This window comes from Arthrobacter sp. LjRoot14, from assembly GCF_964253905.1.
Taxonomy (GTDB): domain Bacteria; phylum Actinomycetota; class Actinomycetes; order Actinomycetales; family Micrococcaceae; genus Arthrobacter.
Genome location: NZ_CAXURL020000001.1, coordinates 3,612,078 through 3,631,762, shown reverse-complemented (window position 1 = coordinate 3,631,762; position 19,685 = coordinate 3,612,078). Strand labels below are relative to the sequence as shown.

Annotated in this window: 15 protein-coding genes; 7 read left to right on the top strand and 8 right to left on the bottom strand. The window is 65.1% G+C overall.

Annotated elements, in window-relative coordinates; all coding sequences use genetic code 11:
• Positions 1–62: 62 nt before the first annotated feature.
• The gene (locus tag ACSQ12_RS16400; protein ID WP_436066088.1) at positions 63–4,616 is read left to right on the top strand and encodes an S-layer homology domain-containing protein; all 4,554 of its coding nucleotides are present in this window, start codon (positions 63–65) and stop codon (positions 4,614–4,616) included.
• 75 nt (positions 4,617–4,691) lie between these two features.
• On the opposite strand, the gene ACSQ12_RS16395 is transcribed toward ACSQ12_RS16400, so the two are convergent.
• Both ACSQ12_RS16395 and ACSQ12_RS16390 read right to left on the bottom strand, forming a co-directional pair.
• Positions 4,692–5,870: a CAP domain-containing protein gene (locus ACSQ12_RS16395; RefSeq protein ID WP_436067015.1), complete on the bottom strand. Its 1,179-nt coding sequence runs from the start codon at positions 5,868–5,870 to the stop codon at positions 4,692–4,694.
• A gap of 222 nt (positions 5,871–6,092) precedes the next feature.
• Entirely contained in the window at positions 6,093–7,694 is a 1,602-nt protein-coding gene (locus tag ACSQ12_RS16390; protein ID WP_436066087.1) for a CAP domain-containing protein, read from the bottom strand.
• A 282-nt stretch (positions 7,695–7,976) separates the two neighbouring features.
• On the opposite strand from ACSQ12_RS16390, the gene ACSQ12_RS16385 reads away from it, so the two are divergent.
• Positions 7,977–9,194 (top strand): MFS transporter, encoded by a 1,218-nt coding sequence (locus ACSQ12_RS16385; RefSeq protein WP_436066086.1) that lies wholly within the window; start codon positions 7,977–7,979, stop codon positions 9,192–9,194.
• Here ACSQ12_RS16385 and ACSQ12_RS16380 read toward each other — a convergent pair.
• The gene (locus tag ACSQ12_RS16380) at positions 9,172–10,200 is read right to left on the bottom strand and encodes a zinc-binding metallopeptidase family protein (RefSeq protein WP_436066085.1); all 1,029 of its coding nucleotides are present in this window, start codon (positions 10,198–10,200) and stop codon (positions 9,172–9,174) included. The genes ACSQ12_RS16385 and ACSQ12_RS16380 overlap by 23 nt on opposite strands.
• A gap of 91 nt (positions 10,201–10,291) precedes the next feature.
• On the opposite strand from ACSQ12_RS16380, the gene ACSQ12_RS16375 reads away from it, so the two are divergent.
• Positions 10,292–10,819 (top strand): DUF1579 family protein, encoded by a 528-nt coding sequence (locus ACSQ12_RS16375; protein WP_436066084.1) that lies wholly within the window; start codon positions 10,292–10,294, stop codon positions 10,817–10,819.
• Between the two features lie 9 nt (positions 10,820–10,828).
• Positions 10,829–11,563 carry a hypothetical protein gene (locus tag ACSQ12_RS16370; RefSeq protein WP_436066083.1) on the top strand — a complete coding sequence of 245 codons (735 nt, stop codon included), beginning with the start codon at positions 10,829–10,831 and terminating at the stop codon, positions 11,561–11,563.
• Positions 11,564–11,662: 99 nt separating this feature from the next.
• Here ACSQ12_RS16370 and ACSQ12_RS16365 read toward each other — a convergent pair whose 3' ends face one another.
• The gene (locus ACSQ12_RS16365; protein ID WP_436066082.1) at positions 11,663–11,854 is read right to left on the bottom strand and encodes a hypothetical protein; all 192 of its coding nucleotides are present in this window, start codon (positions 11,852–11,854) and stop codon (positions 11,663–11,665) included.
• Between the two features lie 19 nt (positions 11,855–11,873).
• The gene (locus ACSQ12_RS16360) at positions 11,874–12,752 is read right to left on the bottom strand and encodes a flavin-containing monooxygenase (protein ID WP_436066081.1); all 879 of its coding nucleotides are present in this window, start codon (positions 12,750–12,752) and stop codon (positions 11,874–11,876) included.
• 84 nt (positions 12,753–12,836) lie between these two features.
• On the opposite strand from ACSQ12_RS16360, the gene ACSQ12_RS16355 reads away from it, so the two are divergent.
• A complete protein-coding gene (locus ACSQ12_RS16355) occupies positions 12,837–13,475 on the top strand; it encodes a TetR/AcrR family transcriptional regulator (RefSeq protein ID WP_436066080.1) in 639 nt (212 codons plus the stop codon).
• Positions 13,476–13,640: 165 nt separating this feature from the next.
• Here the strand turns inward: ACSQ12_RS16355 and ACSQ12_RS16350 are convergent, their stop codons facing one another.
• Entirely contained in the window at positions 13,641–14,252 is a 612-nt protein-coding gene (locus tag ACSQ12_RS16350; protein ID WP_436066079.1) for a carboxymuconolactone decarboxylase family protein, read from the bottom strand.
• Between the two features lie 276 nt (positions 14,253–14,528).
• Here ACSQ12_RS16350 and ACSQ12_RS16345 point away from each other — a divergent pair, with 276 nt between their 5' ends.
• Positions 14,529–15,869: a BTAD domain-containing putative transcriptional regulator gene (locus tag ACSQ12_RS16345; protein WP_436066078.1), complete on the top strand. Its 1,341-nt coding sequence runs from the start codon at positions 14,529–14,531 to the stop codon at positions 15,867–15,869.
• Positions 15,870–15,940: 71 nt separating this feature from the next.
• Here the strand turns inward: ACSQ12_RS16345 and ACSQ12_RS16340 are convergent, their stop codons facing one another.
• Positions 15,941–17,158, bottom strand: a complete 1,218-nt coding sequence (locus ACSQ12_RS16340; RefSeq protein ID WP_436066077.1) for an aminotransferase class I/II-fold pyridoxal phosphate-dependent enzyme — start codon at positions 17,156–17,158, stop codon at positions 15,941–15,943.
• Positions 17,159–17,504: 346 nt separating this feature from the next.
• On the opposite strand from ACSQ12_RS16340, the gene ACSQ12_RS16335 reads away from it, so the two are divergent.
• Positions 17,505–18,287, top strand: a complete 783-nt coding sequence (locus ACSQ12_RS16335; protein ID WP_436066076.1) for a hypothetical protein — start codon at positions 17,505–17,507, stop codon at positions 18,285–18,287.
• A gap of 55 nt (positions 18,288–18,342) precedes the next feature.
• Here ACSQ12_RS16335 and ACSQ12_RS16330 read toward each other — a convergent pair whose 3' ends face one another.
• Positions 18,343–19,263, bottom strand: a complete 921-nt coding sequence (locus ACSQ12_RS16330) for a phosphatase PAP2 family protein (RefSeq protein ID WP_436066075.1) — start codon at positions 19,261–19,263, stop codon at positions 18,343–18,345.
• Positions 19,264–19,685 lie beyond the last annotated feature (422 nt).

The window sequence follows — 19,685 nt, the reverse complement described above, 5'->3', positions numbered from 1 at the left end:
CCGATCAGGAGGGTCTTACATCGGGGGACGGCGCTGCTTTGTGGCGCGAATATGGGGGAAACGTGTTTGCTAGTGACCGCAAACGGGTCTTTGTGGCGCTGCGCGCTGCGACACTCGTCGTAGTGCTGATGGTGTCAGGTTCCGTGTCGGCCAAGGCGGTGGGACTTATGCCCCGCGCAACAGTTGACCTAGCAGCCCCCAGGGCTCCCTTCGCGGATGCCCAGTACCCCCAGGACCGCCAAGGCAGCCTGACCTTCCAGGATGTTCCTGCCGGCATCCAGTTCGCTCGCGAAATCGGTTGGCTCGCCGCTTCTGGAGTGTCGACCGGGTGGCCGGATGGAACGTTCAGGCCGGTCTCCGCCGTGAACCGGGATGCAATGGCGGCTTTCATGTACAGGCTCGCGGGCAAGCCCAATTTCACTCCGCCAGCCACGTCACCCTTCGCTGATGTGGCGCCGAGCAACCAGTTCTTCAAGGAAATCACATGGTTGGCCGGAAAGGGGATCTCCACCGGATGGGCGGAACCGAACGGTACAAAGACCTACCGGCCGCTGCAGGCCGTGAACCGGGATGCCATGGCTGCCTTCATGTTTCGGCTCGCCGGAAGCCCGCCGCAAACAAGCGGGACCGCCAAGACGTTCAGGGATGTTCCCGACGGCACCCAGTTCAGGGGCGAAATTTCCTGGCTTGCTTCGGCTGGGGTCTCTACCGGCTGGGACGACGGCACTTTCCGGCCAGTACAGGCGGTGAACCGTGACGCCATGGCGGCGTTCATGTACCGGTTCCTCCTTCGCGCCCAGCCACTGTCTGCGGGGACGGGCGCGGCATTCACGCTCGGCCCCCTGGCTGTCGGCCATAATTCCGGCCTGGTACGGCTGTCGGTCCGGGCAGCAAAGGCCGACGTAACGGTCAGCGTCGCAGGGGCACCGGCGTTGGACGTTGCCGCCGGCCGGTCCGGATCGACGGTGCTGCTGGTGCCGATCATAGACGGCGGCACATCCCTTGAGGCTTCAGCGGACACGGATGTTTCAGTCCAGCTCCTGGCGACTTTTGACGACGCCCCCGCCGCGCCCGGCTCGACTGTTGCGCTCCCGGCGGCGGCAACGCGCGCGGACACGGACCGCCGCCTGGCCGGTGACAGGCTCTCACAAGACCCGCTGGACATAGGCGTCACCGGAGCCGGGGGTGTGCCGGCCACTGACGTGCGCGCTGTGTACGTCACCGCCACAGTGGATCTTGCAGCAGCCGACACGCTGAAGCTCGGAGACCAGGCGCTCGCAGTCAAGAGCGGCACCACGTCGGTTACCACGGTGCTGACCCCCTCCAACACAGGCACGGTAACGGCCTCGCTTGCCAATGGAACAGGTGCACTCAGGCTAGACGTTCGCGGGTATGTCACGGACGCCGCGCAGGACGCGCCGAACACGAACGTGTCGGGAAGCTACGTGCCCGTCGAAGGAGCGCGCCCCCAGGACGTTTCCGTCACTTCTACCGGTACGTCCATTTTCCTGCCGGGAGCAATCGGTGACGCGGCCGGCCTGATGCTTGTGTCTGCCGAGCCCAACGGAGAACAAGGCACACTCACCATTGCACCCGACGGCACGGCTGCAGCCGGCGGGGCCTTGGCCGACGCAGCAACAGGCGTTCAGCCACAACTGGCATTCGTTCCGCTAAAGAACGGCCTACCGCGTGCCGTGCTGACAACCGGCAACGCCGCGGCATCAATCCTGCCGCTGGGTACCTTCATCTCCTCCGGTATACAAACGGCCGGAACGCCGCCCACAGTTCAGATTTCGTCACCCGCTGCGTCTTCCCGAATCGATCTCGGGGAAACCGGCAAGCTCACCCTTGAAGGAACCGTGGACGCCCGCTCGGCTCCCGCCGCCTCGGTGGTCGTCAGCGTTGGAGGCGTCGCGGTCGGAACTGCAAAAGTACGGCAAACCTCATCGGGGATCAGCTGGTCGTTCGAAACCAGCGTCCCGCAGTCCGGCACACGGAGCTTCACTGTCACGGCAACCGACAGGGCCGCCCAGTCCGGTTCGGCCAGCATTGGAATTGACGCCGTTCTGCCGGCGGCCTCAGCGCAAATAGTCTCTCCTGATGCGGTGCAGGTCGACACCAACACCCACCCGGTGCAGGCAGTCACCCCAACGTCTGTAACGTTCGCGAATGCCCCCGATGTATCAGTTGGTCAGATCATCGTGGAACCAGCCTCCGCCGCCGCGCCCAACGGGCTACTGCGGAACGTGACAGCGGTGGATAACGTGGCCGGCTCAACGGTTGTCACCACCACGCAGGCCGCGCTTACGGACGTGTTCCTGCAGGTGAACTTCACCCAGGAAGTGCCGTTGGACAGCACAAACGGGCTGGCCGTCGTCGAAAGCGGCGCGGGTGGCGACAGCAGCCCAGGGCTGACCGTGGTTGACGAGGGTGTGCCTGCGGCCGTCACTGCCACGGGAACGGACGTGGCGCTGGGAAGCTACACCGATTCTGCGTCGGCTGCCTGGAGCGACGCCCAGCAGGGCACGGCGGGTCTCGTGTCTGAACGGCTGGGGGCGATCGTTCCTCAGGCCACCATTGATGAAAGCGTGGAGTTCAAGAGCTATGTGGATCTGAAAGGTGTTTTCGCCTGTGACTCGCTCGAAGGGTGCAAGTTTCTGGGCAAAGCCGCCGAAGAAACAGTTCAAAAGGCGAAGGAGAAGGTAGCCGCCTCAGCCGGTTACTCCATCGGAGGTGAAGCAAGAGTCGGTCTGACCCTGAAACTCACTCTCAAGACAAGCCTGCAGTGGAGCTGGGGAGTGCCGCGCACTCAGGTGGACGAGTTCTCGACGATCGTGCACAGCGAAATGAGTGCGAAGGCCACTACGTCTGCCTATCTCAAGGCAGCCACCACTAATCGGGTTAAGCATCAGCTGGCGACACTAAAGATGGCACCAATAACGTTTATGGTGCTCACGATCCCCGTGGTGATCCTCCCCAGCGGCACGGTCTATCTCCAAGCCAATTTCTCGGCTGAAACGTCATTTGTGGTGGACATAGGTGTGGAACGAACCCAGGACTACGGGTTCCGCTACAGTTCCAACGGCGGGTTCCGAAACATCGACAGCGGACCCACAATGAAGTTCAGCAACCCTGTATTCGCTCCGGGAGGATCCGCGGCCATTACCGGCAAAATCAATGCCGGCTTCGGCCCCACGTTGAAAGCCGGACTTCTTATTTACGGTTTCGCCGGGCCAACCTTCACCATCGGGGCGCAGGCCGGTGTGTCCGCGGCGATCGTCTTCACCGGCGATGGACCCAAAGCGGATATCTCGCTGTTCATTGGCGGCGATGTCGTCGTGGCTGTTGAACTGACTGTGCCGATTATCGACAAGAAGATCCTGGATGCCGTCATAGTCAGCGGAACCTATACGTGGAACATCAAGTCTTGGCGATGGGGCTACAACGAGGCGTTCCCGGGCGCGCCACTGCCACCGGACCCTGGCACGGACCCCCCACCCACGCCGGAGCCTGGAGCCATTGCAGATGTCAGGGTCTTCTCCGGTGGCTACTTGAACGCCTACGCGCTCAAGAATGACGGCTCGGTCCTCGCCTGGGGTCGTAACCAGAGCGGACAACTTGGGGACGGGACAACAGAGTCACGGACACTTCCTGTCGCAGTCCCAGGGCTTTCGATGGTGACAGCGATCGCATCGTCCGGCTCCAACGGATATGCGCTTCAGGCTGACGGATCGGTTTGGGCCTGGGGCGACAACAGCTATGGCCAGGTTGGCGACGGAACCCTTGTCCAACGGCTGACCCCGGTCCGCGTGCGGGGCTTGCCTGCCGTGAAGGCCATTTACGCAGGATCCGTAAGTGCCTATGCCCTGGGAACGGACGGCAGCGTGTGGGCCTGGGGCATGAACCGCCAAGGTGAGCTCGGCGACGGCACGCAACTGAACCGATCAACTCCAACGAAAGTTCAGGGTATTGGCGACGTAACGTCGATGGCGGTAGGCGCCTACGAGACGGCGTACGCGCTCAGAAGCGATGGTTCCGTTTGGGCTTGGGGGTCGAACAGCCACGGGCAGCTCGGAAACGGCACCACCGTGGGGAGTCTCGTGCCCTCTCCTGTCCGCGACATCGTAGGGGCCGTTGCCGTCTCCTCGGGGTTTGCCACTGCATACGCACTCCTACAGGATGGGACAGTCCGTGCTTGGGGGGATAACGGCGCGGGGCAAATTGGCGATGGGACAACCAGTAGCAGACTCTTGCCGGTGGCGGTCACTGGACTCAATAACGTCGTTCGGGTCGAGGCTGGAAGCTACAGCAATGTGTTTGCCAAACGAACTGACGGAAGCATCTGGGGCTGGGGCGATGACACGTATGGCCAAATGTTCGGCCCGGGCAGTTCACCCGGTCCCGGCTACCCCATGAGCTATCCGCCGAGGCTCTTGGCCGCCGACATTCCCGCCCTTAGGAACATGCGTGAGGTAACCGCTGGCGGATACGGCAGCAGTTACGCGCTGGACGTCGACGGCGATGCGTGGGCGTGGGGTAACAACCTCGGCGGTCAGCTCGGCGACGGAACCTACATCGACAGGCGAACTTTGGTTCGTATTGGCGTGCAGGGGTAGCAAACGAGGCCTCGATAGCAAGAAAGCCGGCCTCGGGTTCTCCCCGAGGCCGGCTTCTGCATTTCTTAGTCCTGCCTAGCCGTTCGCCTGGCTGGTGACCAGGCGGTACATGAAAGCAGCCATGGCGTCGCGGTTGACCGGGTTCAGCGGGCGGTAGGAGAACTTCCCGTTTCCTTCATCCCAGCCGGTGGAGATCTTCAGGGAAGCCAGCCAGGTGATCTCCTTGTAGAACTGGTTGCTGGTGGACACATCCACGAACGGGGACGTGGCCGGGGGAGTGAACGCGGGCTTGCCCATGAGCCGGTACAGGAATGCCGCCATGGCGTCGCGCTTCACCGGCGTCAGCGGACGGTACGTGTACTGGCCGTTGCCTTCATCCCAGCCGCCGGAGATGCCGTACTCCGCCAGCCAGTTGATCTCCTTGTAGAACTGCGTCCCGGGCGCGATGTCCGCGAACCACGAGTAGTACGGCGCGCTGTACGGGGGCTCGCCCACCAGGCGGTACATAAACGCCGCCATGGCATCGCGGTTGACCGGCGTTACCGGACGGTAGGTGGTGGTTCCGTTCGCTTCCTTCCAGCCCGTGCTGATGCCCTGGCTGGCGAGCCAGTTGATCTCATCCGCGAACTGGGTGCCGGAAGGGACATCCGCGAACGGCCCGGACATTTCTGACCCGCCGTTCAGGAACTCCGCAGCTGTGGCGTACGTACCGGCCGGGGGCATCGCGAAATTGAAGAAGTTCACGGTGCCCAGGAGGTAGTCGGGATCGGAAAGCCGGGCAATGCCGACGCCGATGGTGGTGAGGTTGGGGTCGCTCATGACTGCGTTGTGGCCGGGCGAGGCGATCCACTGGTCCACCAGGCCGGCCCCGGAATGGTCCGGGCGGCCGGCGATGATTTCGGCCGCGTAAGTCCAGCGGCCTTCCACGCGCGGATCGGTGTAATAGCCGGGGTTGTGCTCGAAATTGCCGCTGCTGGCCATGTAGTCGGACCAGTCCTCGGCCATCTCGGACACGGTGGCATTGAAGGTCACGGCCTGCAGCCCCTTCGTGGCCCGGAAGGTGTTGATGGCGTTGAAGACATCGGTGATCTGCTGGCTGTTCGTCCTGTCAATGGTTCCGCCGGCAGGAGTGGCACCCTCTGTGACGGGCCCGCTTTCGGTGGCGGGGCCGCTGGGCAGTTGACCGGCCGGCAGCTGGCCGGCGGCGGGCGCCTGGCGGGTGGCGGGCAGCGGTGCGACTACGGGCGTACCCACCTGCTCACCCTGGACGGCATCCGAGGTTCCGGTTCCGGGCGCCGCGGGAGCCGCCGTGGCTGCCGGACCGCCCACAAAGAACGTCGCAGAAAGCAGGGCAGTGCAGGTGAGAGCGGCTGCGGCCTTGCGTGCAGTCCGTGGACTCCGCAACGAACGCAGGCTAGTACTGAATAGGTGCAATTGATTTCCCCTTTAGTGTTGATGAGCGGTATGAGAACGGCCTCAGGGCCGGCCGAATTTTGTGTCCCAGCGGTACATGAAGGCGGCCATGGCGTCGCGGTTGACGGCAGACCAGGGTCGATAGCTGGCTTTGCCGTTTCCTTCGTTCCAGCCCGAGGAAATGCCCTGCGCGGCGAGCCACGTGATTTCCTTGTAGAACTGGTTGCTCGTATCCACGTCCACGAACGGCGAAGCGAGCGGAGGAGTGAAGTTGGGCTCGCCGGCGAGCCGGTACAGAAAGGCGGCCATGGCGTCCCGGTTGACGGGCGTCACGGGGCGGTACGTCCGCGCCCCGTTGACTTCCCAGCCCGTGGAAATGCGCTTGTCCGCGAGCCAGGTGATCTCCTTGTAGAACTTGGTGCTGCTGGACATGTCCGCGAATGGAGACGCGGCCGGGGCGTTGAAGGGCGGCTCGCCCAGCAGGCGGTACATGAAGGCGGCCATGGCGTCCCGGTTGACCGGAGTCAGCGGCCGGTACGTTGCAAAGCCGTCGCCGTCTACCCAGCCGGTGCTGATGCCACGGCTGGCGAGCCAGTTGATCTCGGTGGCGAACTGTGTTCCTGCAGGGACATCGATAAAGCTGCCGGACGGCTCTGCGGGCGTCTCCGGGTCTGGATCAGCTGGCCGGTCCGGCTTGGCGAAGTAGTACTGCCAGGACGTGGTGCCGCTGAGCTTGTACCCCTTGAGGGCCTCGGCCCGGATATAGACCGTTGTGTCCCACTCGCTGCTGAAGGTTGAGGAGCCCCAGAGGGAATCATTGACCCAGTACTGGACCCCTTCCATGTAAGGAACAGTGAACCGGCCGGTTACGCCGTCAAACGTCGGAGCGATCGGGACGACTTCCTTGGGCGGTGCCAGGAACTCGTGGTCCCATGTCATCCTTCCAAAGGCGCGGAACCCGGTTTTGGCGCTCGCTGTGACGTGCATGCGGCCCACCGCGGCGTCGTAGGTTCCGGGCGGCGTCGGAACCTGGTTCACGAAGTAATCCACGCCCTCTGCGTCAGGGACAGTGACTTTGTTTAGCGTGTCGTCAAAGACAGGATCCACCGTGTCGACGGTGACTATTTGAGGCGCGTCGATGGAGGGCTTGCCCTCGAAGAATTCCTGGGCAGTGTTGTACATTCCTACCGGAGGATTCCAGAACGTGAAGAAGTTCACCGTGCCATATAACGTCAGCTCGCCGCGGCGTTTGCCCTCCATATAGGTGATCCCAACGCCCACGGTGCTGAGCTTCGGATCGCTCATGATGGCGTTATGCCCGGGCGAGTCGATCCACTGCTCCACCAGTCCCTGCGCCCAGTCATCCGAACGTGCGGCAATGATTTCGGCCGCACCGGCGAAGCGGCCAGCGACCCTGGCATCGGTGAAATAGTTCGGGTTGTGGTAAAAATCCCCGGAGGTTGCCATATGGTCGGACCAGTCTTCCGCCATCTCCGACACAGTGGCGTTGAAGTTCACCGGCTTGAGCCCCTGGGAGGCCCGGAAGTCATTGATGCCGTTGAAAACCTCTACGATTTTGGCCTGATTGGTCCGGTCGATTGTCTCGCCACCTACCAGCTCCGCCGCCTGCGCGGCAGGCGCTCCCGCTAGCAAAGATGCTGACAACAATGACAGGCAGACCAGCGCGCCAAGCGCTGATTTGGCTCCTATTGAAACGAACTCACGAGAGCGGTACAACGCGCCGCGAAAGATATGCAATTGTTCCCCCATTTAGACATGTGACCCGGGGGAAATGATGCAACGACGAGACCTCCGGTAGCCCCCAGTATTCGCAGGCCCCGGAAGCGCAGCGACATCCAAAGAATGCCACAGAGAATGCGGCCAAACAATCACTTTCCATTCCGCCACGGAAATCGGTAGTGTCCGGGCCTGCATAGGATGAAAGGGATGACCTCCACACAAGCAACCAAAGCCTTCAGCCTCCGCAGCATTGCCGTCCCCGCGTTCGGACCGGCGCTGCTGTTCTGCATCGGCGAAGGGGCTGTGCTTCCGGTGGTGGCGCTCTCCGCCCGCGACCTGGGCGCCTCCGTGGCGGTGGCCGCGCTGATCGTCACGCTGATCGGCCTGGGGTCATGGTTCTTCAACCTGCCGGCCTCCCTGATCACCCTCAAATTCGGCGAACGCTGGTCCATCGTCGGGGCCGCAGCGGCCGGTGCCCTGGCGCTGACGGCGGCAGGACTGTCCTCGGTGATTCCCGACGGCCTGTGGCTGCTGGCTGCGGCGATGGTCGTCGTCGGGATGGCCGCCAGCGTCTTCAGCCTGGCCCGGCAGAAATACCTGACCGAGGCGGTTCCCGTCGCCTTCCGCGCCCGCGCCCTGTCCACCCTGGGCGGCGTGAGCAGGATCGGCATCTTCATCGGCCCGTTCGTGGGCGCCGGCGTCATGCAGTTTGCCGGGATCAGCGGCGCGTACTGGGTGGGCGTGGCGGCCATGGCTGCAGCCGCCGTCCTGTCCATCACCATCCCGGACCTGCCGCCTGCGCCAGGTTCCGCCGACGGGAACCGCGGACCGGAGCCCACCATGCGCGGCATCGCCGTGTCCCACGCCGGCGTGTTCCTCACCGTGGGTGCAGGCATCCTGCTGCTCAGCGCCCTGCGCGCCTCCCGGCAGGTGGTCATCCCGCTCTGGGCGGACAACCTGGGCATGGACGCCACGCACGCCTCGTTAATCTACGGCCTCTCCGGGGCGATCGACATGCTGGTGTTCTACCCGGCCGGCAAGCTCATGGACCGCAAGGGCCGGCAATGGGTGGCCATCCCGTCCACGGTAATCATGGGCACCGCCCTGATGCTCATTCCGCTGACGGGCACCTTCGTGGGCCTGTTGCTGGCGGCCCTGCTGATCGGCTTCGGCAACGGCATCAGCTCCGGCCTGATCATGACCCTTGGCGCCGACTTCTCCCCGGACCGCGGCCGCGGCCAGTTCCTGGGACTCTGGCGCTTCATCGCCGACGCCGGCGCCACCGGCGGGCCGGTCCTCCTCTCCGGCGTCACCGCCGCAATCTCACTCGGGGCCGGCGTTTGGGCCACCGGAGTGCTGGGGTTCGCCGCCGCCGTCGTCTTCGCCATCACGATTCCGCGGCTCAAGCACCGGCGGAACTACTAGCCGATCCGTATTTGCCGACGGGCGCCGCAGTGCGCAGTCCGTGGATGAACTCAAGCTTGTCGATCACGGGCGCGGAGAGTACGAAGGGGTACAGATCGGCCTTGCCCATGCTGCGGTTGACCTGGTTCAGCGCGATTGAGAGCGGAAGCCACTCTGTCTCCACAACCGCCCGGAAAGATGCATTCCGGGGAGCGGCTGAAATGAGGCCGAACTCCCGGGCGGTGTCGAGGGTGTCGCAGATGTGCAGGTAGTGGGCGAACGACTCCGCAAAGTCTTCATACGGATGCATAGTGGCGTACTTCGAAATGTACTTTTCGTTCCAGTCCGCCGGGGCGCCTTCGCTGTAATGGCGGTCTATTTCCGCCTGGTAGTCCTTGGTGTCGTCGCCAAACAGCTCCCTGGCCCCGCGCGTCCGACCGTCGTCGCTGAAGACGAGCGTGGTCTCGAAATAGTGCCCCACTTCGTGCCGGAAATGGCCAAGCATCGTCCGGTACGGTTCATCGAGTTGGGAACGCATTCTTTCGCGATAGGCATCGTCGCTCTCGGCCAGGTTGATGGTAATCACTCCGTCGGCATGTCCGATCACCACATCTTCGTTGACACTCGACAAGAGGTCGAACGCCAGGCCGCCGTCAGGATCCTCCGCGCGGGTGACGATAGGCATGCCGAGTTCATCGAGTTCGGCGACAAGATGGCGCTTGGCTTGCTCGGCCGCCACGAACTGCGAAAGGCCTTTGGCGTCGCTGTCGTTGGGCCGAGTACGCGTGAGTTCGCAACTGAAGCATTGGCGGCCGCTCTCCGGTGCCAGCCAGGTGCAGCCGGATAGCAGCAAATTTATACAGCGGTGCCAGGTGGCTCCCGTCGCATCGGTATGCCGGCCCTGGCTGTCCACCTGGACCAAGGCGCGCGAGTCCCGCAGGTATGCCAGGTTGGATCCGCACTGCAGGCAGACGGAATTTTCAAAGTACAAGGCCGAACCGCAGACACTGCAGGATTGTTTTTTCACCTCACGATCCTACCCACGCCGTCACGGCCCGCCGGAACCACTGGCCGGCGGCCCACTAGCGGCGCGGGCGGATCAGGGCCAAACTGCCGTTATGAAAATTGTCGAATGTTTGGCGCCGTTCACGGGGACCTGGCAGGGCCACAACCGGATGCGGATCATGCCCACGGACGAGTACCAGGAATCAGTGTCCGCCGCGACGGTGGCGGTGACGGCAAAGGACTTCGTGACCGTCGAGTACACGTGGGCGCATGAGGGCCAGCCGCAGAACGGCCTGCTCCTCCTGGGCTCGGGGCCGGCGTCTCGTGGTGGAGCAGGAGGTGAGGCGACGGCGGCGGGCGACGCACCGCCGTCGGACGCTTCTTCCGGACCAGGGGCCACGGCCGTGTGGGTGGATTCCTTCCACTCCGGGCCGGAATGGCTCACCCTGTCCGGGAACATCGGCGGCGACGGCGTGGTCCGGCTGACCGGCTCCTATCCAGCCCCTGAGGGACCCGACTGGGGCTGGCAGATCCACATCGAGCCCGGCGACGGCAACGGCGGGCGCATCACCATGCACAACGTGGTGCCAGGCCACGATCCGTACCAGGTGGTTGAGGCCACCTACCGCAGGCAGGCCTAGGAGCGCGCCGTGGAGTCCATCAGATCACTCATCGCCGCCGCGGAACGCGACTCCCGGCTCCCCGAAGGAGAGGACGAGCGGTTCACCGGCTACGGCGTCATGGGCCAGCCGTTCAGCTCCGGCTATCTCCTCGCGCTGCGCCGCTTTTCCGCCACCTCAGTGGGCCCCGGCTACACCGCCGTATGGATGCGGCGCCCCTCGGGCTCCTGGATCATGTACACGGACGTGCCCGCGGACGTGTCCTGCCCCCGCTACTTCGGCAGCGCCCTGGAGGCCACGTCCGTCCACCGGATCGACGTCGCATGGCTCGACGACCACCGCTTCACGGTGGATATAGCGGACGACGTCGGGCTCCACTGGGAGGTCAGCCTCGCCGCCACACCGGTCACCCGGGCGATGTCCGCGCTCGCCTCCGCGCTGCCGGCGAAACTGTGGGGTAGCCCGGCATTCCTGCGGGTTATGGGAGCCGTGGCCGGGCCCTCGCTGCAGGCCGGCAGGATCGGGCTGGTTGGCCGGGTCCCCAACGGCCAGGGTTTCCGGGCCAACCCCAAGCGGATGTGGTTCATCTCCGGCAGCACCGCCACGCTGCAGGGCGAAGACCTGGGTACCCTGCAGGCACTTCCTGTGCAGACCCGGCTGGGCGACTTCTGGCTTCCCCAGCGCGGGATCTTCATGATGGGCTCGTCCAGGTTCGACGCGTTCGATCCCGCTGCGCACCACGCCCTCCCGGGCCCGCCCGGCTAGCCCCAACCGATTGGGACGCTCTCTCACTACCGGCGCGTTTTTCCGGGACGCTCTCTCACTACCGGCGCGTTTTTCCGGGACGCTCTCTCACTACCGGCGCTACTTCGTTGGCGTGGGGACGCCCGCCGTGGTGCGCTCCAGGATGCCGTCCACGACGTATGCCGCGTCCCGGCCCACGCCGCCTACCAGCCCCGACGTGAGCGAGTACTGGAACGGCATGCCCACGAAATACAGTCCGGGCAGCTCCTGCACCACGCCCCGGCGGGTGATCGGCCAACCCCAGTCCGTCACGGGCAGTCCCTCGATCCAGTCAAGCGACGGCTTGTGGCCGGTCGCCCAGATGACGGTGCGTACGCTCCGGGACGTCCCCGTCGTCGAACGCTGGCTTTCCGCCGGCAGCGGCACTGAACCGCGGCAGCCGGACCACGCCGGCCCTGGCCAAGTCCTTGACGGAGATCCGGAACAGCGGCGCCCCGTGCCGGTGGAAGTTGGCGGATACCTTCCGCCCCAGCGGGTTGTCCGTTGTCAGGACGAAATGGATGAACCGCCAGTAGAGGGGGTCGGCCCAGCGCAGCACGGGATCGGGCACGTGGGGAGTGGGGCGGCCGGAAATGAAGGTGCGGTGGGTGGCGGCGAGCTCAAGTGCGATCTCTGCACCCGAGATCCCGGCGCCCACCACCAGCACGTCGCCGTCCGGTATGTCCGCAGGGCGCCGGTACTGGGAGCTGTGGAGCTGCAGGATCCCGGCGTCCAGACCGGAGGCCGCAGCCGGAATGCGGGGGAGCGTGTTGGCGCCGACGGCGGCAATCACGTTGCGCGCGTGAAGGACGCCATCGGTGGTGCTGACGGCGAAGCCGGTCCCCGTGGCGCCCACACTGAGCACCTGGACGCCGGTCCGGACCGGGCGGCTGAACTTCCGGGCGTAGGCCTCAAGATAGTCGGCAAACTCGTCCTTGGAAGGGCAGGTGTTCCGCGCGGCCGGGAACGCAAGGCCGGGAAGGCCGACGCGCTGGGCCGGGGTGAAGAGGTGGAGGGAATCCCACCTTGCCCGCCAGACGTCCCCGATCCGCGGTGCCTGCTCCAGGATGACGAACCGCAGTCCCGTCCTGGAGAGGTGATAGCCGGCGGCAAGTCCCGCTTGGCCGGCGCCGAGCACCACCACATCAAACTGCTGCATGTCCTGGTCCATCACTGGCTCCTTATGACCGAACAACTGCTGTTTTTCGATGTGATTAGAATACCATTCCAGTGAGTGGAGGGATAGTCTAAGTTCATGGCGCCAGTACCTAGGACAACAGCTCCCCGCATCACCCGAAGGACGGCACAGGCGGCGGACACCCGGCTGCACATCGTGGCCACCGCCCGCGAGCTCTTCGCTGCCAACGGCTACGTGCGCACCACCATCGAAGGCGTTGCTGCTGAGAGCGGCGTGGCGGTGCAGACCGTCTACAACTCCGTAGGCAACAAGGCCGCACTGCTCTCAGCTGTGCTGGATGACGCAGCCTCCGGTCCGAATGCGCCGGAGCAGGTGCTGGAGTTCGTGCGCGAACGGACCCGCCAGGCTCCGGATCTTCAAGTGCTGCTGGCCATGCTGGCGGACTGGTTCGTCGAGGTGCACCAGCGGACCGGCACAGTGCTGGGCGTGATCGCGCAGGCAGCAGCCGTGGACGCCGACGTTGCGAAACTGGAAAAGGCCCGCGCCCTGCAGCGGCTGACGCGGTATCACGAGGCGGCCGCGGCGGTAAGGGAACGCGGCGGCCTGACTTCGGGCATGTCCGACGAAGACGCCGCCGCCGCCATCTGGTCCCTGGGCCATCCGCAGGCTTACCGCACCCTGGTGAACGACGCCGGATGGACCCCGGAAGCATACCGGGAGTGGATCCTCAAGGCGCTCGCAGCCGCTTTGGCGTAAGGGCGCGCTTGTCGCCTGCCGGACCGTCTCTCCCTACCTGCGGGCTTTCTTGAAACCCTCTCTCATTACCTGCACGATTTTCCCAGACCCTCTCTCACTCTTCTTGAGAAAGTGAGAGAGGGTTTGGCGTTTTGTTGCCGGAAGTGAGAGAGGGTTGGGGCTGGCTCAGGCGTCGCGGTGGCGGGGCTTCGCGGCGGCTCCGTACTGCGCCAAGGGCGCCAGCAGGGCGCCCCGGAGCTGGGGGGAGAGCTTGGTGGGAACGTCCACTTCGGACGCGATGGCCTGCAGCACGCGGCTCATGTAGTTCCGGGCGCCTGCCGCGAGCGTGATGTCCAGGATTTCCCGGTCGGTGAAGCCGTGGTCGCGCAGGTCCAGGGTGTCCGCGTCCGTCATGGTCACGGCGTCGGTACTGAGCCTTTCGGCGTACTCCATCATGGCCACCTCCGCCGGTGACAGTCCCGCGTTGTGGTAATCCCGTGCGATCTGGACCAGCTCATCCTCGTCAATCGCCCGCAAGGCTTTCACTCCATGGGCAAGCCGGCAGTGCGCCGATCCGAGCGCCTGGGCCGCGGCCAGGGTGACCAGCTCGTAGCGGCGCAGATCCATGTTCTGGGTGATGGCGCTGATAAGCGCTTCGAACGCCACGTACGCCTCCGGGTTCACCGACAGGTCCTTGGTGAATTTGGCGACATAACCGCGGGACCGCAGTTCGTCGTCGTAAATCTTCGCCTTCAGGCCGAACGCCTGGCTTTCGGGAGTGGTGGCGAATATGGACATGGAGGATCCTTCTTCCGGCTGGGGCCACCCACGCTGCACGGCGGCGGAGAGCCCTTACAGCGCCGGTGCGGACACCTGTGATATTCCTCCGCGACCTGCGGCGAGTCAACACATGGCCCGGCGTGTTAAGCAGGGCGGAGACGCAATGCGTAGCTGGGCCCCGTTCATGAGGGGACCTTGGCCGATTAACAAGTAGTGACCACTCAGGCGGATCATCAGCGTGCTGAGCAAAGATTGTCCCTAATCTTCGTCGGTGTGGAATTGGGGGTTGCCCGCATGCTGGAAGTGGAGGTGGTTTCAGAACCGCATCGGGCGCCGTCGGCCCCGAAGCCGAGGGCGCAGTCGGCCAAACTGGACGTCAGCATCCTGGGCCCGCTGACAATCCGCCGGGGGAATCAGACGCTGGGCGCGCACGACCTGGGCGGACCCAAGCCGCGCCAGATCCTGGAAATCCTCCTGCTCCATCTGGGTGCCCCGGTGTCCAAGTGCCGGCTGGTCGACCTGCTGTGGGAGGGGCGGGCACCGGTCTTGGCGTTTCCGACCCTGGAAAGCCACGTCAGCGTGCTGCGCCGCCACCTGCAGCCCGGCACGGGAAAGGCCGGCCCGCTCAAAACAGTGACGGGCGGCTACCTGATGGACCGGGCCCTGGTGGACCTGGACCTGGACCGGTTCGATGTCCTGTTCCGCTTGGCTGCGCAGGCGGAACCCCGAAGGGCCCTCAGTTTCCTGACCGACGCACTCGCGCTGGCTTCTGCGCCTTTGTTGGGCGGGGAACTCCTGCCCGCCTGGGCGGAGGAGGAACGCTCAATGCACGCTGCGCGCGTGGTGGAGGCAAAAGTCCTGGCGGCCCAGGCGGCCTGCGCGCAGGGGATATCCGAAGCCGCCATGGCATGGGCAACCTCCGCTTTGGAGGACGACGTCCTGGCCGAGCGCGCCTGGACGGTTCTGGTCCTTGGACTGGAACGCTCCGGACAGCTGACCGCGGCACTCCGGGCGTTTGACCGCTGCCGGCACGTCATGGACCAGGAAATGGGATGCGCGCCCGGCCCGGTCCTGCAAGCGGCCCAAGCCCGCCTCCTGCAGGGCACGGCCGCCGGTGACCATCCGGAGTCGGTGCTGGAGATCGCGGGGAGCGCGCCAGCCGGACGTGCGGCAGTCGAGCCACACCCGGAATCAATACAGCCGGAGTCCGGGGCGGCCGAACGGCTGGTCCTGACAGTTGGGCACACCGCACAGCTCGTTGAACACTTCACTGATGCGCTGGACCGCGAACCGGACCTGCGCAGCGTCGGAGCGGCCACCTCCGTTGAATCGGCCGTCGCCATGGCGCGCGACTTGAAGCCCGATGCCCTGGTTGTGGATTACCGGCTACCCGACGGGACCGGGCTGGATGCTGCACGGCAGATCCTGCTCGTGTTGCCGGCGGCGCGGATCGTGATGCTTGCCGCCGAGTGCACCGCGGAAGCGCTGTGCGAAGCAGCGGCAATGGGAGTCTGCGCCTTCCTACCCAAAGAAGGTCCCTTGGCAACCCTGCTGGACACGCTCCGCCATGCCAAGTCGGGGAACATGCTGGTGCACCCGTCCATTGTGGCCAGGCTCGGACAGGGCAACGGGTAAGGCTCCGCCGCCAGCGCCGCCCTACCCGGTCCCCGCCGCCCGTGGCCCTCGCCGCCGCCTCCGGCCCCGCCCTACCCGGTCCCCGCCAGCCGGATGGCCTCAGCGAACGCGGGCAGGCTGCGTTCCACCATCTCCTCGTTGGCGGTCAGTGACATCCGGAAGAACCCGGGTGTTTCGAACAAAACGCCCGGCAACACGAACACGTCATGGTTAGCCAGGGACTCGGTGAACGCCTCGTCGTCGGCCACCGGGGAGCGGACGAAGAGGTAGAACGAGCCCTCCGGCCGGTGCAGCTGGTAGCCCATCCCGGTGAGCTCCTCGAAGAGGCGGTCCCTCTTCCGCTGCAGCTGCCCCACGTCAATGGTGAACGTTTCCAGCGCGGGCAACGCGTACTGGAGCAGGGCGTTGGGGTAGATCCAGCCCATGGCCACCTGCAGCCCGCCCAGGATGTCCCGCATGGCGTCGCGGTCCGGCATGGTGGGCGGCAACGCCAGGTAACCAATGCGCTGCCCCGGCGCAAGGTGCGTCTTACCGTAGGAATACGCCAGGAGTGTGTACGGATAGTACTGGGCCGGGCTGTGGAAGCGGGCGCCGTCATACACAATCCGGTTATATGCCTCATCGGACAACAAATAGATCCGGCGTCCGTTCCGTTCCGAGGCGAGCTCCAGCATGGCGGCCAGCTTCACCAGCAGCGTCTCCGGGTAGATCCGGCCCGTGGGGTTGTTGGGGCTGTTGACGATGACCACCCGGGTCCGGGGAGTCACGGCGGAGGCAATGGCCATCAGGTCCGGATCGAACGTTTCGGGGTTGATGCGCACCTTGACCGGAACCAGCCCGGCTTCAACGATGATCGGTTCATAAAGGAACCATGGTGGCAGGCTGTAAATTACCTCGTCGCCCGGATCGGCCACGGCCTTTAGCGCCATGGCGATGGCTGTGAAGCCGCCCGTTGTTAAGTGGATGTCGTCCGGCTCGAACGGCATCTCCAGCAGGCGCTGCAATGATCCCGCCGCGGCATTCTGGGCCTCGACGCCGTTGGTCTTGTATGCGAACCAGCCTTCGTTCCGGGGTTCGAGCTGGTCCCGCAACGCCGCAACATATGCCTCCTGCGGCATTTGATGGGGGTTCCCGAGCGTGAAGTCGCAGATCCCTGGCCTGTCCTGGCGGCCGGCATGCGTGCGCAGGAATCCCTGGACACTGAGGAGCGACGGAATGGAGGCGACAGCCCGTGCCCTGGCCGGGAAATCCACCCGCCCGGAGAGCTTGGACTCGTAGATACCGGCCATCAGAGCAACCCCCTGTTTTTAGCAGCATGGAAGCCAGCTCGCTGCTGAGCCAGTGGAGGCTGTGGTGCGATTTATTCTGGCCCTGACCGGCAGCAATGTAAATGGGAGGCGCCTCCCACGGCCCTTAGATGCAGTGCCCGGGACCGTCAACACTCGTTTCTGCGGTTTTCGCTACCCGCCGCAACACCCGTAAAGTAGGCTGCGGACCTTGTGCACTACGTGTGCGCGTCCCCACGGGTTGAACGGGAACTGGGCTCGATCAACTCCGCATCCCCCTCGAACGCAGCAAGCGCTGCGCCATGCCTGCCCTCGATCGCGCCGGGCGGGCCAGACCCAGGAGTATCGTTTGCTTCAGATCAACCTTGTTGCCGCCCTTGCCGCCCTGCCCCTGCTGTTGAGCCTCGGCACCGCCCCCGCCGCCGCGCCGGTGTCGGCGCCGGCAGCCGCCGCAGCGAAGCCGGCGGTAGCGCAGCAAAACCCCGTTCAGGAGGCGAAGATGCAGCCCGCGAAAGCCCTCCCGCCAACCGCAAGCTCCTCGGTCAAGGTGGTGGACACCACCGCAGCGATCACTGACCCTGCCTGGTTCAAAAAAGCGTACGACGACGGGATCCGCCTGTACGTCATGCACTCCACCGCCTGGGGTACCTGCGAGCCCTGGTACCGCACCCAGCCCCAGCTCAAGATGGCGCTGGACGGCGGCCTGAAGATTGCCGTGTACACGCGCGACGCCAGCTGCTGGCAGGGCGGTATCAGCGCGGCAGGCCCGTACACAGCGCAGCTTCAGTTCTTCGCCCTGGACGTGGAGCCGGGCAGCCCGCCGGTGACCCGGGACATGGTGGAGGGAGTCCGCAGCATGGGTGTGCGGCCCGTCATCTACAGCGGCAGCGGCATGTGGCCGGGCCTCATGGGCAACAGCACGGCCTTCGCCGACGTTCCGCTCTGGGACACGAACACCAGCAACCTCAACTACTCCACCTGGACGGCCGACCACCTCGCGCCCGCCCCGGTGCAGTACGGCGGCTGGAACACGGACGCCACCATGCGGATCGGCATCCAGCAGAAGTTCGAGCACAGCCTCAACGGCGTTCCGGTGGACCTGAACTCCTTCGACGCCGCGTTCCTGAAGTAGGGCCGGGCAGCCATGAGATGGCATCCATCGCCATGTGGCAGTGGCCGGCGGGCCGTTAGCGGCGGCCGGCCACCCGCCGTCGTGCGGCAAACGCAAACAGAGCAGTGGTTGCCACGGTGGCCAGATACCCGGCCACCACAATCAGTGAGATTCCGCCCCAAAAGTAGCTCGTGGTGCTGCCGCCTTGACCGGGGACGTAACGGGTAAGCAGGAACGCGGCCGCCGCGGCGAACGCCAGGCACAGCAGCCCGGGAAGCCGGATCCACCAGCGTGAGGACGCCCAGTGCCCGCCGAAGCCGTCCCACACGTTCCAGGTGTTGCCGGTTCGGATGATCAGCCAGCCGGCCGGGATGGCGAAAGCACCCACCAGCAGGAAAGCCGCGATGACGTCGGCCGGGCGGTGCCACTGGTTCACCACGGTGGAAATCCCGGACACTATGGCGAAGCTGCCGCCGGCGAAACCTGCGAACGGCCGCCAGCGCGGTGACGCCATAAGGAACACCGCCGCAGCAGCCGAGGCAGCCAGCGTGGTGTGGCCGGACGGCAGCGAATTCAGCTCCAGGGTTTCCACGCCGCGGAACGGCCGCTCCGGCAGCAGCTCCTTCAACACCTGCGTGGCGATGTTCGCGCCGATGCACGCGGACACGGCAATGCCCGCGGCGCGCCAGCGTTTCCGGATCACCGTGACAAACAGGACCACGACGGCGCCAACCACCAGGGAGATGGTGGGCAGCCAGTCCAGGAACCTGGTGGCGGCCTTCCCGGCAGGGCCGTGGATGGCCACGGCCTCCACGAGGGCGGATTCGTCAATGTACTGTCCCGTGGTGGTCCGCACGAAAAAGTAGTACGTGGCAATCAAAACGGCCACACAGGCCAGCGTCGCGAGAACGCACAACGCAGCCAGTGCCACTGCGCCACGCACCTGCCCGGCGGGCCGCCGTCGTCGGGAATCTGTAAGGTGAGAACTCATCACCATCAGCGTCCCACAGAATGCTGGGAGCCGTCTGCGGGCACCGGCCGTGCGGTAGGGGCGGAGCACCGGCTTTTCGGCACCGTACCGGCGGGCGCCACTGGCCGCAATCCTGCGCCAAAACAGGTAGCAAATACTCGTGCCCGCCGGCGGCCGTTCTTCTTACGCTTGGCACAGCGGCCGTCAGCCGACCAGCACTAAGCCGGCGACCGTGGCGGATGCCAATGTCCCGGGACGGTGACACGCAGGGCATTGGCATCCGCAAAAACCCGTTGACACCCCGGCGACGGCGGCGCTAGCTTGAACGTATTGCCGCCCTGGACACACGGGCCGCAACATCACCGCATCACAACTGGTCTCGTTCGCCCCTTGCGGGCATTTGATGTTTAACATCGGCAGGACAGGTCCGTATGCGTCCCCTCCTGCCA

Excerpts from the sequence above, each read along its gene's own strand:
- ACSQ12_RS16385 (WP_436066086.1), top strand. The coding sequence starts at position 7,977 with ATGACCTCCACACAAGCAACCAAAGCCTTCAGCCTCCGCAGCATTGCC.
- ACSQ12_RS16375 (WP_436066084.1), top strand. The coding sequence starts at position 10,292 with ATGAAAATTGTCGAATGTTTGGCGCCGTTCACGGGGACCTGGCAGGGC.
- ACSQ12_RS16360 (WP_436066081.1), bottom strand. The coding sequence starts at position 12,752 with ATGGACCAGGACATGCAGCAGTTTGATGTGGTGGTGCTCGGCGCCGGC.
- ACSQ12_RS16355 (WP_436066080.1), top strand. The coding sequence starts at position 12,837 with ATGGCGCCAGTACCTAGGACAACAGCTCCCCGCATCACCCGAAGGACG.
- ACSQ12_RS16350 (WP_436066079.1), bottom strand. The coding sequence starts at position 14,252 with ATGTCCATATTCGCCACCACTCCCGAAAGCCAGGCGTTCGGCCTGAAG.
- ACSQ12_RS16345 (WP_436066078.1), top strand. The coding sequence starts at position 14,529 with ATGCTGGAAGTGGAGGTGGTTTCAGAACCGCATCGGGCGCCGTCGGCC.
- ACSQ12_RS16340 (WP_436066077.1), bottom strand. The coding sequence starts at position 17,158 with ATGGCCGGTATCTACGAGTCCAAGCTCTCCGGGCGGGTGGATTTCCCG.
- ACSQ12_RS16330 (WP_436066075.1), bottom strand. The coding sequence starts at position 19,263 with ATGGTGATGAGTTCTCACCTTACAGATTCCCGACGACGGCGGCCCGCC.